General features: G+C 32.4%; 16 protein-coding genes. 10 read left to right on the forward strand and 6 right to left on the reverse strand.

Annotation, left to right across the window (positions count from 1 at the left end; all coding sequences use genetic code 11):
- The first annotated feature begins 53 nt into the window (after nucleotides 1–53).
- The 5 genes from AC3Y25_RS01150 to rpe all read left to right on the forward strand — a co-directional run bounded on the left by AC3Y25_RS01150 (nucleotide 54) and on the right by rpe (nucleotide 4,556).
- Nucleotides 54–467: a hypothetical protein gene (locus AC3Y25_RS01150; RefSeq protein WP_489901461.1), complete on the forward strand. Its 414-nt coding sequence runs from the start codon at nucleotides 54–56 to the stop codon at nucleotides 465–467.
- A gap of 10 nt (nucleotides 468–477) precedes the next feature.
- On the forward strand, nucleotides 478–1,029 hold the full coding sequence (locus AC3Y25_RS01155) for an RNA polymerase sigma factor (RefSeq protein WP_489901462.1): 552 nt from the start codon (nucleotides 478–480) through the stop codon (nucleotides 1,027–1,029).
- Nucleotides 1,019–2,533, forward strand: coding sequence for a porin family protein (locus AC3Y25_RS01160; RefSeq protein WP_489901463.1), 1,515 nt, complete (start codon nucleotides 1,019–1,021; stop codon nucleotides 2,531–2,533). Before AC3Y25_RS01155 ends, AC3Y25_RS01160 begins: the two co-directional genes overlap by 11 nt.
- An 82-nt stretch (nucleotides 2,534–2,615) precedes the next feature.
- Entirely contained in the window at nucleotides 2,616–3,479 is an 864-nt protein-coding gene (locus AC3Y25_RS01165; RefSeq protein ID WP_007804760.1) for a sigma-70 family RNA polymerase sigma factor, read from the forward strand.
- A 414-nt stretch (nucleotides 3,480–3,893) separates the two neighbouring features.
- Nucleotides 3,894–4,556 carry a ribulose-phosphate 3-epimerase gene (gene rpe / locus AC3Y25_RS01170; protein ID WP_489901464.1) on the forward strand — a complete coding sequence of 221 codons (663 nt, stop codon included), beginning with the start codon at nucleotides 3,894–3,896 and terminating at the stop codon, nucleotides 4,554–4,556.
- Between the two features lie 63 nt (nucleotides 4,557–4,619).
- Here rpe and glsA read toward each other — a convergent pair whose 3' ends face one another.
- From glsA to AC3Y25_RS01185, 3 genes are all read right to left on the reverse strand, one after another.
- Nucleotides 4,620–5,588, reverse strand: coding sequence for a glutaminase A (glsA, locus tag AC3Y25_RS01175; RefSeq protein ID WP_489901743.1), 969 nt, complete (start codon nucleotides 5,586–5,588; stop codon nucleotides 4,620–4,622).
- A 101-nt stretch (nucleotides 5,589–5,689) separates the two neighbouring features.
- The gene (locus tag AC3Y25_RS01180; protein WP_489901465.1) at nucleotides 5,690–6,478 is read right to left on the reverse strand and encodes a DNA/RNA non-specific endonuclease; all 789 of its coding nucleotides are present in this window, start codon (nucleotides 6,476–6,478) and stop codon (nucleotides 5,690–5,692) included.
- 92 nt (nucleotides 6,479–6,570) lie between these two features.
- Entirely contained in the window at nucleotides 6,571–8,754 is a 2,184-nt protein-coding gene (locus AC3Y25_RS01185) for a carboxy terminal-processing peptidase (protein WP_489901466.1), read from the reverse strand.
- Nucleotides 8,755–8,966: 212 nt separating this feature from the next.
- Here AC3Y25_RS01185 and surE point away from each other — a divergent pair, with 212 nt between their 5' ends.
- From surE to AC3Y25_RS01210, 5 genes are all read left to right on the forward strand, one after another.
- Nucleotides 8,967–9,746, forward strand: coding sequence for a 5'/3'-nucleotidase SurE (surE, locus tag AC3Y25_RS01190; protein WP_320493440.1), 780 nt, complete (start codon nucleotides 8,967–8,969; stop codon nucleotides 9,744–9,746).
- Nucleotides 9,739–10,008: a hypothetical protein gene (locus tag AC3Y25_RS01195; protein WP_489901467.1), complete on the forward strand. Its 270-nt coding sequence runs from the start codon at nucleotides 9,739–9,741 to the stop codon at nucleotides 10,006–10,008. The genes surE and AC3Y25_RS01195 overlap by 8 nt, the downstream gene beginning before the upstream one ends.
- Before the next feature lie 63 nt (nucleotides 10,009–10,071).
- Complete coding sequence (lpxB, locus tag AC3Y25_RS01200) at nucleotides 10,072–11,193, forward strand: lipid-A-disaccharide synthase (RefSeq protein ID WP_489901468.1); 1,122 nt, start codon at nucleotides 10,072–10,074, stop codon at nucleotides 11,191–11,193.
- Nucleotides 11,194–11,198: 5 nt separating this feature from the next.
- On the forward strand, nucleotides 11,199–11,696 hold the full coding sequence (locus AC3Y25_RS01205; protein ID WP_489901469.1) for a C40 family peptidase: 498 nt from the start codon (nucleotides 11,199–11,201) through the stop codon (nucleotides 11,694–11,696).
- A 51-nt stretch (nucleotides 11,697–11,747) separates the two neighbouring features.
- Nucleotides 11,748–13,772, forward strand: coding sequence for a ComEC/Rec2 family competence protein (locus tag AC3Y25_RS01210; protein WP_489901470.1), 2,025 nt, complete (start codon nucleotides 11,748–11,750; stop codon nucleotides 13,770–13,772).
- A gap of 2 nt (nucleotides 13,773–13,774) precedes the next feature.
- Here AC3Y25_RS01210 and AC3Y25_RS01215 read toward each other — a convergent pair whose 3' ends face one another.
- The 3 genes from AC3Y25_RS01215 to AC3Y25_RS01225 form a co-directional block, all read right to left on the reverse strand.
- Nucleotides 13,775–14,224, reverse strand: coding sequence for a thioredoxin family protein (locus AC3Y25_RS01215; protein WP_427871877.1), 450 nt, complete (start codon nucleotides 14,222–14,224; stop codon nucleotides 13,775–13,777).
- Nucleotides 14,225–14,486: 262 nt separating this feature from the next.
- Complete coding sequence (locus tag AC3Y25_RS01220) at nucleotides 14,487–14,939, reverse strand: thioredoxin domain-containing protein (protein ID WP_248729183.1); 453 nt, start codon at nucleotides 14,937–14,939, stop codon at nucleotides 14,487–14,489.
- Between the two features lie 214 nt (nucleotides 14,940–15,153).
- Nucleotides 15,154–15,621 carry a thioredoxin family protein gene (locus tag AC3Y25_RS01225; protein WP_095928133.1) on the reverse strand — a complete coding sequence of 156 codons (468 nt, stop codon included), beginning with the start codon at nucleotides 15,619–15,621 and terminating at the stop codon, nucleotides 15,154–15,156.
- Between the last annotated feature and the right edge of the window lie 23 nt (nucleotides 15,622–15,644).

The following is a 15,644-nucleotide window of genomic DNA, read 5'->3' on the forward strand; positions in this document are numbered from 1 at the left end:
TTACGCAACCTTTTAATTGTTTTTATACTATAGATTATAAAAGGCTAACTAAGATGAAAAAAGCAACACTTTTTATTTCGGCAATTCTGCTTGTTTTTTTATTTTCATGCAATAATGAAGCTGCAGAAACAAAAAATACAATCCCAATAGATGATAGCACATACTATGATCAAGATCCGGATTGCAAAGATATAACGTCTGGAACCTGCTGCGATGTAGATGGCAGGATATGGGTAGAAACAGAAACTTCATATAAATATACCTATAACTATAAAGCATTTAATGCACCATCTGACGATTATGAAATTGAATGGACTGTTACAAGTGGCTCAATAATTTTACTGAAAGGACAAGGCACAAAAGAAGCCTCTTTTTACTTTAATAAAGATTTTACTAAGGGAGAAATTTCAGCATATAACAAGAAATCTTTAGAATGTCAAAGCACTATATTAATTTCAAAATTATAGTTTTTAAAATTTGAATTTAGATCAGCTCATAAAAGATTGCATTAGGCAAAACAGAAAAGCACAAGAAGAATTATACCAATTGTATAAAAACACTCTTTTTGTGCTTAGTCTGAAATATTGCCCTAATGAAGCAGAAGCCGAAGATAATCTGCATGATTCTTTTATTGAAATCTTTACCAATATAAAAAACTATAAAGGAAACGGAAGTTTTGAAGGCTGGATTAAAAGAATCACGATCAATAAAGCCATAATGCGATACAAGCAATCGTACCTGCTCACTGCCATTAAAGACGATTTCTCTCAAGACGACACCGTAAATGAAAGCGAAATAGATTTTTCTCTTGACACCATTTTATCTTTTGTTCAAGAACTCCCTCATCAATACCGATTGGTTTTTAGCTTATACGAACTCGATGATTATACGCATAAAGAAATTGCTACAATGTTATCCATCTCCGAAAGCACATCAAAATCAAATTTACATCGAGCGAAACAGATTCTGAAATTAAAAATCAAATCAAAAAATACATTTTATTATTCAAAACAAAAAAATGGAGAATAAAACTGAAATAGGAAAAGCAATCAAAAACAAATTGGACAATTTAGACAAAAGTCCGAGTGATTTTGTATGGTCTAAAATTGAGAAAGATTTAAATAATAAAAGACGTAAAAGAATTTTGTTTTGGCTAATCCCTAGCATTCTTACGGTTACAATTTTATCAAGCTTGCTGTATCTTAATTCAGATTTTCAGAAAGAAAATGTAGACCCAAAAACTCCATCACAAAATAACGCTTCTAATTCGACTAGCTCGAAAAACCAAACTATGCCAGTTAACCTGCAAAAAAAAGGATCGGATGAAGTTACTACTGTTAAAAAAACCAAGACCGTAAAACTCGTAAAACAGTCAAGCAAATTTGTTACATCGACTAATGAATACGAAGAATATGAAGTGGTAAAAAAGTATAAAGTCATTATTAAAAAAGAACAAATCACGTCTAAACCAATAAAAGCTAATGCAAAAGACCCGAATCCAATTAATGCAAAAAAACCAATTGTAGCTTATAAAAAAGGCAATTCTAAAAACGGTGTTGCACAAAAAACAGCAAAATCTAGTTTCACAAATCCGAAGAAAACTCAAAAAAAGGAAATCAATAAAATTTCAAAAAATACTATTGCAGGAAACAAAACTCCAAAAAACACAATTTCAGAAAAGGCAATTACAGAAAAAATAACTGTAGAAAAAGATACTATAACTGATAATAATTTCAAAAAAGACCTCCCAACTTCAATAGTAATAACTGAACCCAAAATGGATAGTGTTGCCAAAAAAGACAGCACAGATTTAAAGAAAAAAATAACTCCAAAACGAGAGTATAAAGAACGTAAGTATACGTCGCAAACAACAGAAGTTGAACCTGAATTTACAATTTCCGTTTTTTACGGGCCTGCGCTTTTTGGTTCTTTAAACAATAAATCCATGATTAGTCCTAGAATGAATGATTTGTCTAAAAGTCATCCTATTACCTCACATTATGGTATCTATGTAAAAACGATGTACGACAAAATTGGTTTCAGAGCAGGATTTTCTAAGATAAATCTAAAAACATCAACACGATTAAATGAGAATTTAATTCCAGATTACACCAATATAAATTTAAAAACAGAAATAAACGTAAAAGAAACATTTGGCGATTCTAACCAAGTAGATTTAGTACAGAATGTCTCTTATTATGAACTGCCTTTAGAATTTAATTACGCAATAAAAAAAGACGAAAGCAAAATTGGAATAGAGGCTTTTACAGGCTTTAGCTTTTTAATATTGGATAAAAACAAACTGTATTTAAAATCAGAAAATGTGTCTCAGCAAAATATAGGAGAAGCAAAAAATCTTTCAGGCGTAAATTTCTCTTATAATTTAGGTCTCGGATTAAGTTATAAATTGACGGAACGTATTGCATTGGATATAAACCCTTTATTCAAATATTATTTAAGCACTTTCAATAAAAATGAAGAGGCTAAACCATACAGTATTTCGCTTCAAACTGGTGTTAGTTATAAATTTTAAAAATATTTTTAAAATATTGTAACTTTTTTGATACTCCTTACGTATAATCATTTGTACACTTTAAAAATAGGGAGACAACAACATGAGACAACTTAAAATCACCAAGCAGGTAACTAATCGTGAAACTGCATCGTTAGATAAATATCTACAAGAAATTGGAAAAGTTGACCTAATTACCGCTGATGAAGAGGTAGAATTAGCACAAAGAATAAAGGCTGGTGATCAAAGAGCTTTAGAAAAACTAACAAAAGCCAACCTACGTTTCGTAGTATCTGTGGCTAAACAATATCAAAATCAAGGATTAACTCTTCCGGATTTAATTAATGAAGGAAACTTAGGTTTAATTAAAGCGGCTCAACGTTTTGATGAAACTCGTGGTTTTAAATTCATTTCTTACGCTGTATGGTGGATTCGTCAATCGATTCTTCAAGCTCTAGCTGAACAGTCTCGTATTGTACGTTTACCATTAAATAAAATTGGTTCTATCAATAAAATCAACAAAATGTATGCGTTATTAGAGCAATCTAACGAGCGTCCGCCTTCTGCTGAAGAAATTGCAAAAGAACTTGACATGACTGTAAACGACGTAAAAGAGTCTATGAAAAACTCTGGACGTCACCTATCTATGGATGCTCCTCTTGTTGAAGGAGAAGATTCTAACCTTTATGACGTATTACGTTCTGGCGAATCTCCAAATCCAGATAGAGAATTAATTCACGAATCTCTTCGTACTGAGATCGAACGTTCTTTAGAAACATTAACTCCAAGAGAGGCAGATGTTGTACGTTTGTATTTCGGACTTGGTGACCAACACCCAATGACTCTTGAAGAAATTGGAGAAACTTTCGACCTTACTCGTGAGCGTGTTCGTCAGATTAAAGAAAAAGCAATCCGTAGATTGAAACACACTTCTAGAAGTAAAATCCTTAAAACTTATTTAGGATAAACGATATTAAATTTCAATATTTAAAATCCCAAATTCCAATCTAATTGGGATTTGGAATTTATAACTTGGAATTTTACCCCAAACAACAGTTTGATTGACTGTTCGTTTTTTGATTGATGATTGAAACTCCGGCTGATTACCGGAGTTTTTTATTTCTTAACTGAAAAGTTTTTTTTAACGCAAAGAGCGCAAAGGGCAACGCAAAGTTCACAAAGTTTTTATTTTAAAAGAATATAAAGAACACAAAGCTTTGCGAACTTCCTATTCTTGAATAATCTTAGATAAAAAGCTTTGCGAACTTTGCGAAAAATCTTAGCGCTCTTTGCGTTTAAATAACTAAGTACAGTAAAAAAACCTCGCGAACTTTGCGGTTAAACTTTATCTTTGCAATAAAACAACACACAACACACTACAATGAAAAATACACTTATTGCTCCTTCAGTTCTTGCTGCCGATTTTGGTAATTTACAGCGTGATGCAGAAATGCTTAACAACAGTCAGGCAGATTGGTTTCATATCGATATTATGGACGGCGTTTTTGTTCCGAATATCTCATTTGGTATGCCAGTTCTAGAAGCAATTTCAAAACATGCCAAAAAATATATCGATGTACATTTAATGATTATCGACCCAGATCGATACATTAAAACTTTTGCCGATTTAGGCGCAAACGGATTAACTGTACACTACGAAGCTTGTACCCATTTACACAGAACGCTTCAAGCCATTAAAGCAGAAGGAATGAAATCTGGTGTTGCCATGAATCCGCATACCAATGTTGATTTACTAGAAGACATTATTAATGATATTGATGTGGTTTGCATTATGAGCGTAAATCCTGGATTTGGAGGACAATCATTCATCGAAAACACTTACGATAAAGTAAAGAAACTAAAAGCTCTTATTACACGTAAAAATGCTTCAACACTAATCGAAATTGACGGCGGTGTAACAAGCAAAAACGCCAAACAATTGGTAGAAGCTGGTGCAGATGTTTTAGTTGCTGGAAGCTTTGTTTTTAAAGCCGAGAATCCAACGGAAACAATTGCAGAACTAAAAGCTCTTACTGCTTTTTAAACTTTCAAAAAAACAACAAAAAAAAAGTCCAAAAATAATTTTGGACTTTTTTTTACTTCAAACTTACTTAGGAGTAATCCAATAAGGGTTTACTTTAAGTTTTTCTACAACATATTGGATCACTTTCTGAGCTTTCAAACTATTTCCAGTTTCATCTAATGGAGGCGAAATAACGGCAATTCCAAATTTACCAGGACAAACCGCCAATATTCCTCCCCCAACACCACTCTTTGCTGGAAGTCCCGAATTAAATAGCCAAATCCCAGAATTGTCATAGAGACCTGCAGTTGCCATTATTGGCAAAGTATACATGACAGCTGTCTGACTAACGACTTTATTCTTTGTAATAGGATTAACACCTCCATTTGCCAATGTAGCCGCCATTGTAGCAAGATCCTTTACATTTACATTCAATGCACATTGTTTCGTATAAAGATCTGTTGCTTGTACTGGATCAAAATATATTCTGTTATAAGCCAACAACAAATGTGCAATAGCTTGATTACGCAAATTATCACCAGCCTCACTTCTATAAACAGGACGATTTATAGAAAGCGCTCTTCCGGCAAAGTCACTCTGAATTTTCTCGATTTCTTTCCACTTTGCTATAGAATCAACACCACGAATAAGACTCGTAGTTGCAATAGCTCCTGGATTTACAAGAGGATTGATTTTATCGCCTTTATGCATTTCTACTGCAACAATAGAATTAAATGGCAATCCAGTCGCATTTACTCCTACTTTATCTTCCAAAAATTGTGGGCCTTCTTGCTCAATTACTTTTGCCATAGTAAATACTTTCGATATACTTTGAATCGAAACCATTGACGTTATATCACCTTTTGTATATATGGCTCCCTCTGCAGTAACAAGTGCAATGCCAAAAATATTGGGATCAACATTGGCCAGTTCTTGAATATAGTCGGCATTTTTTCCTTCTTTTAAATCTTTAAATTTATTAAAGGCCTCATTAAGTGCATTTTCTATATTTTGTTTATTCAGTATTATTTGGCTATAGCCTTGGTTTATGATAAAAAAAAATCATTAAACCAACAAAAATCATTTGCTTGTTCATTCTAAAAATTGCATTCGTATTTGTATTCTGTATTAATTTATGACTAAAAAGTATTGAATTAAAAATCCTTACTGCTTTTTAGATTTTTAAGATTCGGGAAGAAATCAATTCCAGTCATTTTTTCTAAAGTCTCGATCGGAACAACAAAATCATAAATAGATTTGTCGCTTTTTTCGTTTGGAACCAAGAAAGCAATTGCTTTATGCTCGTTACCTGTTTTAGCCAAAACGATTTTATAAAAATATTTAGGCACAGCAACTTTTTCCGTTCCTATTTTTTTATCCGATTCTTTCGCAATTCCGCCAGTTACGACATAAATATCATTATATTTTCCTGCCCAATAACGTGTCTTCTGCTCTATCCTATTCCAAATTCCAGCATTAAATTCCTTTTTCTGAGGTGAAATATTCGACGTGTAAAAAGTATCGTTATAAGCCTCTTTGCTAAATTCCATATCTCCAGCAGGGCAAAGATGACCTTTATCATAACCTGAATTTTTATAATTTCTCCAATCTGCAGAACCAGTCGTTACATTTGGATCTTCAATAAAATAAGGTCTTTTAAAATCATTATTTTTTAAGTATTCTTTTTTCAATTCGTACGCCACCCATTCTGCCTGCTCGAAGTTTTCATTATACGATAAAGTATAATATTGGTGTTTTACAATCTGCTTTGTCGTCGAAGTTGGCAAATAAGCAACCGTATAGACAGAATCTGTGCTAGAAGAATTTCCTTTAAAAGAAGAAACCGCTTCATCATTATTTACTTTTTCCGTAATTCCTCTATTCTCTTTTTTACAAGACAACAATGCAAACCCCATTAAAATCAAACTCAGGCCAACTTTCATAATTCTATTTTTAGAGGTTAAACATACAAAAAAACGCTCCATAAATTTAAAATTCATAGAGCGTTTTTAAACAAATTAAATTCTTCTCGAATTTAAGACTTCACTAGCTTGTCCTTTTTCATTTTAGGATTAACTGTAGCTTTTACCAAACTTTTTGATTGTAAATCATCCAATACGTTTAACGCTTCTTCTACATAAACATCTTTAGATAAAGCTTGGTGCCATGCCTCTCTTTTTTCTTTTAAAGAAGCATCAGCTTTCATTTCATCTTCTTCATACGGTAATGATTTAAAAATCAAATCGTTTTTGTAATCAGAAATTGGTTTATATTTTTTTCCTTCGTTTTCAACTTGTTCTTGAGTTTCTTTAAAATTCTTAATATTCAAGCTATATACGTTTTCTTTGTTCTTAACATCGATCCATTTCGCATTGTCATCAATTAACTTAAATTGAGCATTTTGAGCAATTCTGTTTTTACTGTTCATAATTGCTTTGTTGAAATTCTCATTAGAAGTCCAAGTGCTGTAATCGGCTGGATCAATTTTATCCCAAGGCATTGCATTATCAATGTCTCTCTCTCCCATTTTTAAGTAAGCATATCGATCTGGCATTACCACATCACTATGAACACCTTCTAATTGAGTAGAACCACCATTAATTCTATAAAACTTCTGTCCTGTAATTTTCAATGCTCCAAGATCTCCGTAGTTTGCATTACGCACAAACTGATTTAAGTCTAATACGTTTTGCACAGTTCCTTTACCGTAAGTTTGTTTACTTCCGATGATAACACCACGTTTATAATCCTGAATTGCAGCCGCCAAGATCTCAGAAGCCGAAGCAGAAAAACTGTTTACCATGATAACTAATGGACCATCCCACTCGATTTTTTTATCTTTATCATATAAAACTTCTTTCTTTTTACCAGCAGATTTTACCTGAACGATTGGTCCTTCTTCGATAAATAAACCAGCAATATCAACCACTGTAGAAAGAGATCCTCCACCATCATCACGAACGTCTAAAACAATACCGTTAATGTTTTCTTTTTTCAATCTCTCTACTTCACGAGCAATATCTTTTCCTGCATCACGTCCGTCTTTGTTTTCAAAATCGATATAAAATTTAGGAAGATAAATTACTCCATATTTTAAACCATTTTTCTCTACAATACTAGACTTAGCGTACGTTTCTTCAATTTCAACAACATCACGAATAATAGAAATCACTTTAATAGAACCATCAACTTTCTTAACAGTCAATTTTACTTCAGTTCCTTTATGACCCTTAATTTTCTTTACAACATCATCCAAACGCATTCCAACAACATCTACAGGCTCTTCGTTACCTTGAGCAACTTTTAAGATTAAATCTCCTGCTTCTAATTGTTTTCCTTTCCAAGCTGGACCTCCAGAAATTAACTCATCAATTTGAGTAAAATCATTTTTCTTAGTCAAACGCGCTCCAATACCTTCCAATTTACCGCTGATGTTTACATCAAAACGATCTTTTTCTTCTGGTGCAAAATAGCTTGTGTGCGGATCAAAACGAGCCATGATAGAGTTCAAATAAACAGAAAACCAGTAGTCTCTATTCAAATCTTTAATCACGCTAAAATTATCATCTAGAGATTTTAATGAGCTCTCACGAGTTTCTTTCTCTAAAGTTTCAAAAGATTTCTCTTTGTAAGCTGGATCTTTTTTCTTCTTTTCATCTTCAATTTTTTGTTTTGTAACCAAAGAAGAAAGAGTGGATAATTTGATTTGTTTTCTCCATCTTTCATTAATTTCCGCTAAGTTTTTTGCATACGGAATCTTCTCATAATCCGCATCAAAAGTCTCATCTACATTATAGTTAAATGGCTGAGCTAAAATCGTTTTATAACGTTTTTTACTTTCCTCCATACGCTTCATTAACCTTGTATAGGTAAGGTTGAAAAACGTAATATCTTTATTCAAAAACTGATCGTCCAGCATTAATTCATACTGTTTGAATTCGTCAATATCAGACTGAAGAAAAAATCTTTTTGAAGGGTCTAGAGCATCAATGTAATCCTTGAAAATACCTTTAGAAAATTCATCATTTATTTCTGCTGGGCTATAATGTCCTTTTTCAATAACAAATGCTAATAATTCTAAAAGTGTCTTGTCTTTGTTTGGATCTGGGTCGATTGTCCTATCGGCATTCATCTTAAATGCAAATAATGTAAGCGATAAGCACAATACGGCTATGAGTATCTTATAATTTCTTTTCATAAACTTTATAATAGCATTCATCAATTTTTTTATCTAAGTTACGTTAAAAACTATGCCACGAGAGCTAACGCTTCGATAATTTTTTGTTAAAGATATAAAAATGTTTAATTCGCAAAAAAGTTCTTTACCTTAGTTGACAAATTTTACAGTATTTGTGAGTTCTCGCAAATAATTGTGATTAATTTTGTTCTTAAAATCTTACAATTGTTAAAACTACACATAATATTTATTAAATGAAAGCTGAGAAACCACTTATATTAGTAACTAACGATGATGGTATTTTGGCTCCCGGAATTAGAGCCCTTATTAGCGTTATGGAAACAATAGGCGATGTCATTGTTGTTGCGCCAGACAAACCACAAAGTGCAATGGGGCACGCCATCACCGTCAATAATACTTTATTTATTGATAAAATCTCCAAAGACAATGACACAATTGCAGAGTACAGCTGCTCTGGCACGCCTGTCGATTGTGTAAAATTGGCAGTAAACGAAATCTTAAAACGGAAACCCGATTTGTGCGTTTCGGGAATAAATCACGGATCGAATTCTTCTATTAATGTCATATATTCCGGCACCATGAGCGCCGCGGTTGAAGCTGGAATCGAAGGTATTCAAGCCATAGGTTTTTCTCTTTTAGATTTTGATTGGAATGCTGATTTTGAACCTATAAAATCTTTCGTAAAAAAAATCACTTTAGAAACCCTTGCCAATAAACTTCCGCCAGGAGTCGTTTTAAATGTGAATTTTCCAAAACTAAAGGAGTCTGAAATTAAAGGAATTAAAGTTTGCCGTCAAGCGAAAGCCTACTACGCGCAAAAATTTGATAAAAGACAAACTCCTTTTGGAAAAGATTATTACTGGCTTGCCGGAAAATTTGTAAACGAAGATAAAGGCGAAGACACTGACGAATGGGCATTGGAAAACGGATATGTTTCTGTAGTTCCGGTACAATTTGACTTGACCGCTCACCACTCTATTCAACAACTTAATACTTGGAAATTAAATGATTAAAGAAATACTGATCGGATTTTTAATCGGAATTTTCACAGCTCTTTTAGGAAGTTATCTATTCATCACTTTTTTTACCACATTTGATATTTCTCAAGGATTTCAAATGATTCGAGAATACGGATATCTCGGAAAAATAATTACTATAGGAACACTTTTAGACCTTGCCGTTTTTGGTATTCTGTTAAAAAGAAATAAAGAATTTATGGCGCGTGGCGTAATTTTAGCCGTGATTGTACTGGCAATTTCTACATTAGTTATTTAAATCTTATCTTTGCTAAGTTCCCTTAAATGGTTACAACTTTAGCACATTTACAAAAAAACCAACATGAAGTATTACATAATTGCAGGAGAAGCCTCTGGAGATTTACATGGTTCAAATTTAATGAAGGCCTTATATACCGAAGATCCAGAAGCAGAAATTAGATTTTGGGGTGGAGACCTAATGCAAAAAGCAGGCGGAACTCTGGTAAAACACTATCGCGACCTAGCTTTTATGGGCTTTATTGAAGTGGTTTTCAATTTAAAAACCATTTTAAACAATATTAAAATCTGTAAAAAAGACATCTCGGAGTTTAAACCAGATGTGATTATTTTTATTGATTATCCTGGTTTTAATATGCGAATTGCAAAATGGGCAAAAGAATTAGGCTATAAAACGCATTACTATATTTCTCCTCAAATTTGGGCTTGGAAAGAAAACCGAATTAAAGCCATCAAACAAGACGTTGATAAGATGTATGTTATTTTGCCTTTCGAGAAAAGTTTCTACGAAGACAAACATCATTTTCCTGTAGATTTTGTTGGCCATCCGCTAATTGATGCCATCCAGAATCAGCCCGCTTTTGATGAAGCGTTATTTAGAAAAGAAAATAATTTAGGCGAAAAGCCCATTATTGCCGTTCTACCAGGAAGCCGTAAACAGGAAATTACCAAAATGTTGAGCGTAATGTTGAGCGTTGTGGATGATTTTCAGGATTACGAATTTGTTATCGCGGGTGCTCCAAGTCAGGAATACGAATTTTATCAGCAGTTTCTAAAAAATAAAAACATCGCCTTTGTTTCCAATAAAACGTACGATTTGCTTCGTTCTTCTACCGCTGCTCTGGTAACTTCTGGAACTGCGACTCTTGAAACAGCTCTTTTTAAAGTTCCCGAAGTAGTTTGCTATAAAGGAAGCGAAGTTTCGTACCAAATTGCAAAACGTATTATTACATTAAAATATATTTCTCTTGTCAATTTAATTATGGATCAAGAAGTTGTGACCGAGTTGATTCAAGCAGATTGTAATAAAAAACGAATCAAAGAAGAACTTCAAAAATTATTAGAGCCTGGCCATCGCAATAAAGTGCTGCAAAATTACGATATATTAGAACAAAAATTAGGTGGAGTTGGCGCGAGTAAAAACACAGCAAAACTCATTGTTGCCGATTTAAAACAAAATAATTAATTAATTTGAAACGAATTGTAATTTTTCTGCTTTTAGCAATTGCCGTTACTTCTTGTAGATCGACTTCGACAGCGGTATCAAAAAACAGCACAAAAAGCGAATCGAAAAAAGAAAACAGAGCTTTGGTTAATAATTTAATTGAAAAAGCTACTGATAATATTGGCGTTCGCTATAAAGCAGGCGGAACTACAAAAAGCGGTTTTGATTGTTCTGGACTGGTTTACACTACTTTTGAAAGTGAAAATATCAAACTTCCGAGAAGTTCTTTTGATCAAGCAAAAATTGGAAAAGTTGTACCGTTAAATGACGCAAAAAAGGGAGATTTAATTTTCTTTAAAACCAACAAAAGCAGACAAATCAATCACGTCGGGCTAATTACAGAGGTCAATTCTGATGAAATAAAATTTGTACATTCTTCTACTTCAAAAGGTGTAATTATTTCCTCTACCAAAGAACCCTATTACAAAAACTCTTTTGAACAGGTAAATAGGATTCTTCCATAAAAAAATATTTTTTTTATTATTTTTCTTACAAATATTTAATACTTTTAAGCTATGAAAGTATTAGATTTTCCGTTAATAAAAATTACAATCGCTTTTATAATAGGTGTCATCACATCTTATTATCTACACTTACCTATTGCGGCAATTCATTATTTACTAATAATTTGTCTTACCCTATTTTTCATTACCTTTTTCTGGAATTTAAAAAACAATAAGAAAACAATTCTTTTCGGGATTTCAGTTTACTTGCTCTCTTTTTTCTTGGGTTCTTTTACCCTTATTAGCCATACCGAAAGTCTTCAAAAGAACAATTACACGCATTGCAAAGCAGCATTTGAAACAAAACAATCTCTTACTTTAATCTTGAGAGAAAAATTAAAAAGCAATGATTTCAGTGATCGTTACATTGGACATATCAAAACCATTTCAGGAAAAGTTTATTCTGGAAAAATAATTGTAAACGTTCAAAAAGATAGTAGCCGCAATCCTCTAATTATAGGAAACAGCATTAAAATTCAAACGCTTTTACAGCGAAATAAACCCAGTAAAAATCCAAATCAATTTGATTACAGCAGCTATTTGGCAGACAAACAAATTTATGCTCAGATTTATTGTTCCAAAAAAGAAATTTTGGTGAACAAAAACATTCAAAAAGACATTTGGTATTATTGTGCCAAATTACATTCGCGAATAATTTTTAATCTTGAAAAGTCAAAATTCAACAAATCTGAAATGAATGTTGCTCTGGCGCTCATTTTAGGTCAGCAGCAGGACATCTCACAAGATATCATCCAAGATTATCAATCCTCTGGCGCTACACACGTTTTATCGGTTTCTGGGCTTCATGTAGGCTTTATAATGCTTTTTATAACCTTTATACTCAAACCAATTCCAAACACAAAAAAAGGTTCGTTTTTTAAACTGGCTTGCATTCTAATTTCCTTAGCTGGTTTTGCTATTATTTCTGGTTTATCTCCTTCCGTTTTGAGATCTGTAGTCATGTTCTCCTTTCTTGCAATTGGAAATCATTTGCGCCGAACTGGCAACATCTACCATACTTTACTAGTTTCAATTTTACTAATATTACTTTTTGAGCCTTATTTCTTGTTTGATGTTGGCTTTCAATTAAGTTATATCGCACTTTTTTTCATCCTTTGGCTACAGCCTATTTTAAAAAACATTTATAAACCAAAGAACAAAATAACAGTTTACATTTGGGAAGCTTTAACGGTTTCATTCGCTGCTCAAATTGGCACATTGCCTTTATGCCTTTACTATTTTCATCAATTTCCAGGATTATTTTTTGTCACGAACATTATTATACTCCCTATTTTATCCTTTATCATGATTGCTGGAATTGTGGTTATGATTATCGCTATTTTCACTAGTCCGCCTTTATTCATCACCATGATTTTTGAGAAAAGCATTTATCTGCTAAATCTCATGATTCATGCTGTTGCTTCTATAGATTCGTTTGTTATCCGAGACATTAGCTTTAATTTGTTTCATTTATGGGCATTTTCTTTATTTATAATCAGCACGATTGTCTGGATTAAAAAACCAAGTTTCAGCAAATTGCTATATGCATTAATTTCAATTATTGCGATCCAGCTTGCCTTTATTTTAACCAAAATAGAAACAGAAAAAGAAGAAGAATTGATTGTTTATAACGAAAGAAACAATACTCTCATTTCTGAACGTTCAGGAAGAAATCTTGTGTTTTTCACTAGAGATACTGTTATTGAAAACAATCGAAACATCAATTCGTATCTCGTAGGGAATTCAATTGCGTTATCTAGAATCACAGAAATTAAAAATGTGCTTTATTTTAAAGACAACAAAATTCTAATTATTGACAGCACTAAAACTTTACCAGAAAAAATAAATCCAGATATCTTAATTCTAACTCAGACCTCAAAAATAAATCTGGATAGATTGCTAGAAAATATTCATCCCAAAATTGTTATTGCCGATGGATCGAACTCTAATTCGATTCAGAAAAATTGGAAAAATAGTTGTCTTAAAAAAAATATCCCTTTTCATTCAACAAAAGAAAAGGGATATTATAGATTGTAATTTTATTCTGGATTTAAAATCAAATCCGATTCAGAAATCCATGATTTAACGCCAGAAGCTGTATAGCCAATAAGCCCTAGTTTATTAAAATTGGTCTTTCCTTTTCTACTAGTAACTTCAGAAAAACACACTTGCGGAATCTCTTCGATACCAAAAGCATTTTTCAATCGTAAATTTTGCTCTTTACTTGCATCAGAAATAGACGGATCGGAAAGATCAAGCTTGACCAAAATAACATTTTTACGCGACCATTCTTCAAAATCACGAGTGGCAAAAATTTCATTTTGCAATTGAGGACTCACGTTTTGACTAGTAAAAAAAATGAGTAACGGTTTTCTTTTTTCTGCGCTTGCAGTTACAGCATCATTGATGTCTGTTTTCCATATTATATTTTGAGAATTCATATAAAATGGACTTAAAAAAAATAATAGGATAAGTAATTTTTTCGGCATATAAATTTTAGTTTGGGTTATGTTAATAAAACTAAAATAGTATAAAAATAGAATCCAATAAAGAATTTAAGAGATTAAAAACCAACTTCTAAGCATTAAAATCAAATTGACAATAAATTGCTTATTTTTTAATAAATGTGAAATAAACACTAATAAAAACCGTTAAATATTGATTGATCTTTTTAATAATAAAAAAATCCCCTTCTGTAAAACAGAAAGGGGACTAAAAAAAATTAAAATAAAAGTCGAATGAAATCGTTTACTATTCTGCTGGATGTAAAATTGCATTAGATTCTGCAATCCAAGCTTTCGCTCCTCCAGGTTTATAGGCTATTTTTCCTAAGGCACTAAATGTAGTTTTGTTTTTTCTTACCGACGCCATTGCAAAGCATACTTCTGGAAGATCTTGAACTCCAAATGCATTTTTTAATTTCACATTTTGTTCACGATCGCTATCTGAAGCATTCATATCAGATAAATCTAATTTTACTAAGACCACATTGTCGCGTGACCATACCGCAAAATCGGGCGTTTTAAAGATTTCATTTTGAAGATTTTCTGGTACACCTGAGGCAGTGAATAAAATCAGCATTGGTTTTTTCTGGTCATTACTTATAGCAATAGCATCTGTCATGTTTGTTCTCCATGCTAAGTTTTGTGCTTGCGCCATAAATGAACCTAAAAAAAATAGTAGGATAAGTAATTTTTTAGTCATATAAATTGGTTTTGGTTAGATTAGCAAGACGAAATTAACATTATATTTTAGTTATCCAAATTTTATTAGCACAAAAAATACATTATATGTTTTTTTAAACATGATAAAATAAATAATACTCAATTTACACAGATTTTGTAAAGAATTTTTCCTACTAAACAAAAAAAGGTCCCTTACACTGTAAGGGACCTTTTGATATTTTTTTATTCTAAATTTATAATTTCTTTGGATGCACTATTCCTTCTGCAACATTTAACCAAGCAGATGGACCACCGGCAACATATCCCGTTTTACCAAGACCTTTAAAATTAACTCTTCCGTCTTTTGTTTCTGCACTTGTAAAGAAAACAGTTGGAAACCCTTGAATACCGAAAGCTTGCTGCAATTCATTGTTTTGACTTTTAAGCTCTGGCGTTTGTGCAACAGCTCTAGGATAATCTAATTCTACTAGAACTACATTATCTGTCGCCCACTTTTTAAATTCAGCAGTTTTTAAAACTTCATTTTGCAAACGAATACACCAACCACACCAATCACTGCCAGTAAAAAACATTAGCATAGGCTTTTGTTCTTTGTTACTTATAGTAATGGCTTCTCTAACATCTGTATACCATTTTAATTCTTGTGCCTGAATATTTGCGGCACCAATTAAAAACAAAGCGATGAGTAGTATTTTTTTCATAACGAGGAATTTTATGCAAATTT

The organism is Flavobacterium sp. LK-23, assembly GCF_058135255.1.

Bases quoted from the DNA above. Each gene is read 5' to 3' on its own strand.
- AC3Y25_RS01150 (WP_489901461.1), top strand. From the start codon at position 54: ATGAAAAAAGCAACACTTTTTATTTCGGCAATTCTGCTTGTTTTTTTA.
- AC3Y25_RS01160 (WP_489901463.1), top strand. From the start codon at position 1,019: ATGGAGAATAAAACTGAAATAGGAAAAGCAATCAAAAACAAATTGGAC.
- AC3Y25_RS01165 (WP_007804760.1), top strand. From the start codon at position 2,616: ATGAGACAACTTAAAATCACCAAGCAGGTAACTAATCGTGAAACTGCA.
- rpe (WP_489901464.1), top strand. From the start codon at position 3,894: ATGAAAAATACACTTATTGCTCCTTCAGTTCTTGCTGCCGATTTTGGT.
- AC3Y25_RS01180 (WP_489901465.1), bottom strand. From the start codon at position 6,478: ATGAAAGTTGGCCTGAGTTTGATTTTAATGGGGTTTGCATTGTTGTCT.
- AC3Y25_RS01185 (WP_489901466.1), bottom strand. From the start codon at position 8,754: ATGAATGCTATTATAAAGTTTATGAAAAGAAATTATAAGATACTCATA.
- surE (WP_320493440.1), top strand. From the start codon at position 8,967: ATGAAAGCTGAGAAACCACTTATATTAGTAACTAACGATGATGGTATT.
- AC3Y25_RS01195 (WP_489901467.1), top strand. From the start codon at position 9,739: ATGATTAAAGAAATACTGATCGGATTTTTAATCGGAATTTTCACAGCT.
- lpxB (WP_489901468.1), top strand. From the start codon at position 10,072: ATGAAGTATTACATAATTGCAGGAGAAGCCTCTGGAGATTTACATGGT.
- AC3Y25_RS01210 (WP_489901470.1), top strand. From the start codon at position 11,748: ATGAAAGTATTAGATTTTCCGTTAATAAAAATTACAATCGCTTTTATA.
- AC3Y25_RS01215 (WP_427871877.1), bottom strand. From the start codon at position 14,224: ATGCCGAAAAAATTACTTATCCTATTATTTTTTTTAAGTCCATTTTAT.
- AC3Y25_RS01220 (WP_248729183.1), bottom strand. From the start codon at position 14,939: ATGACTAAAAAATTACTTATCCTACTATTTTTTTTAGGTTCATTTATG.
- AC3Y25_RS01225 (WP_095928133.1), bottom strand. From the start codon at position 15,621: ATGAAAAAAATACTACTCATCGCTTTGTTTTTAATTGGTGCCGCAAAT.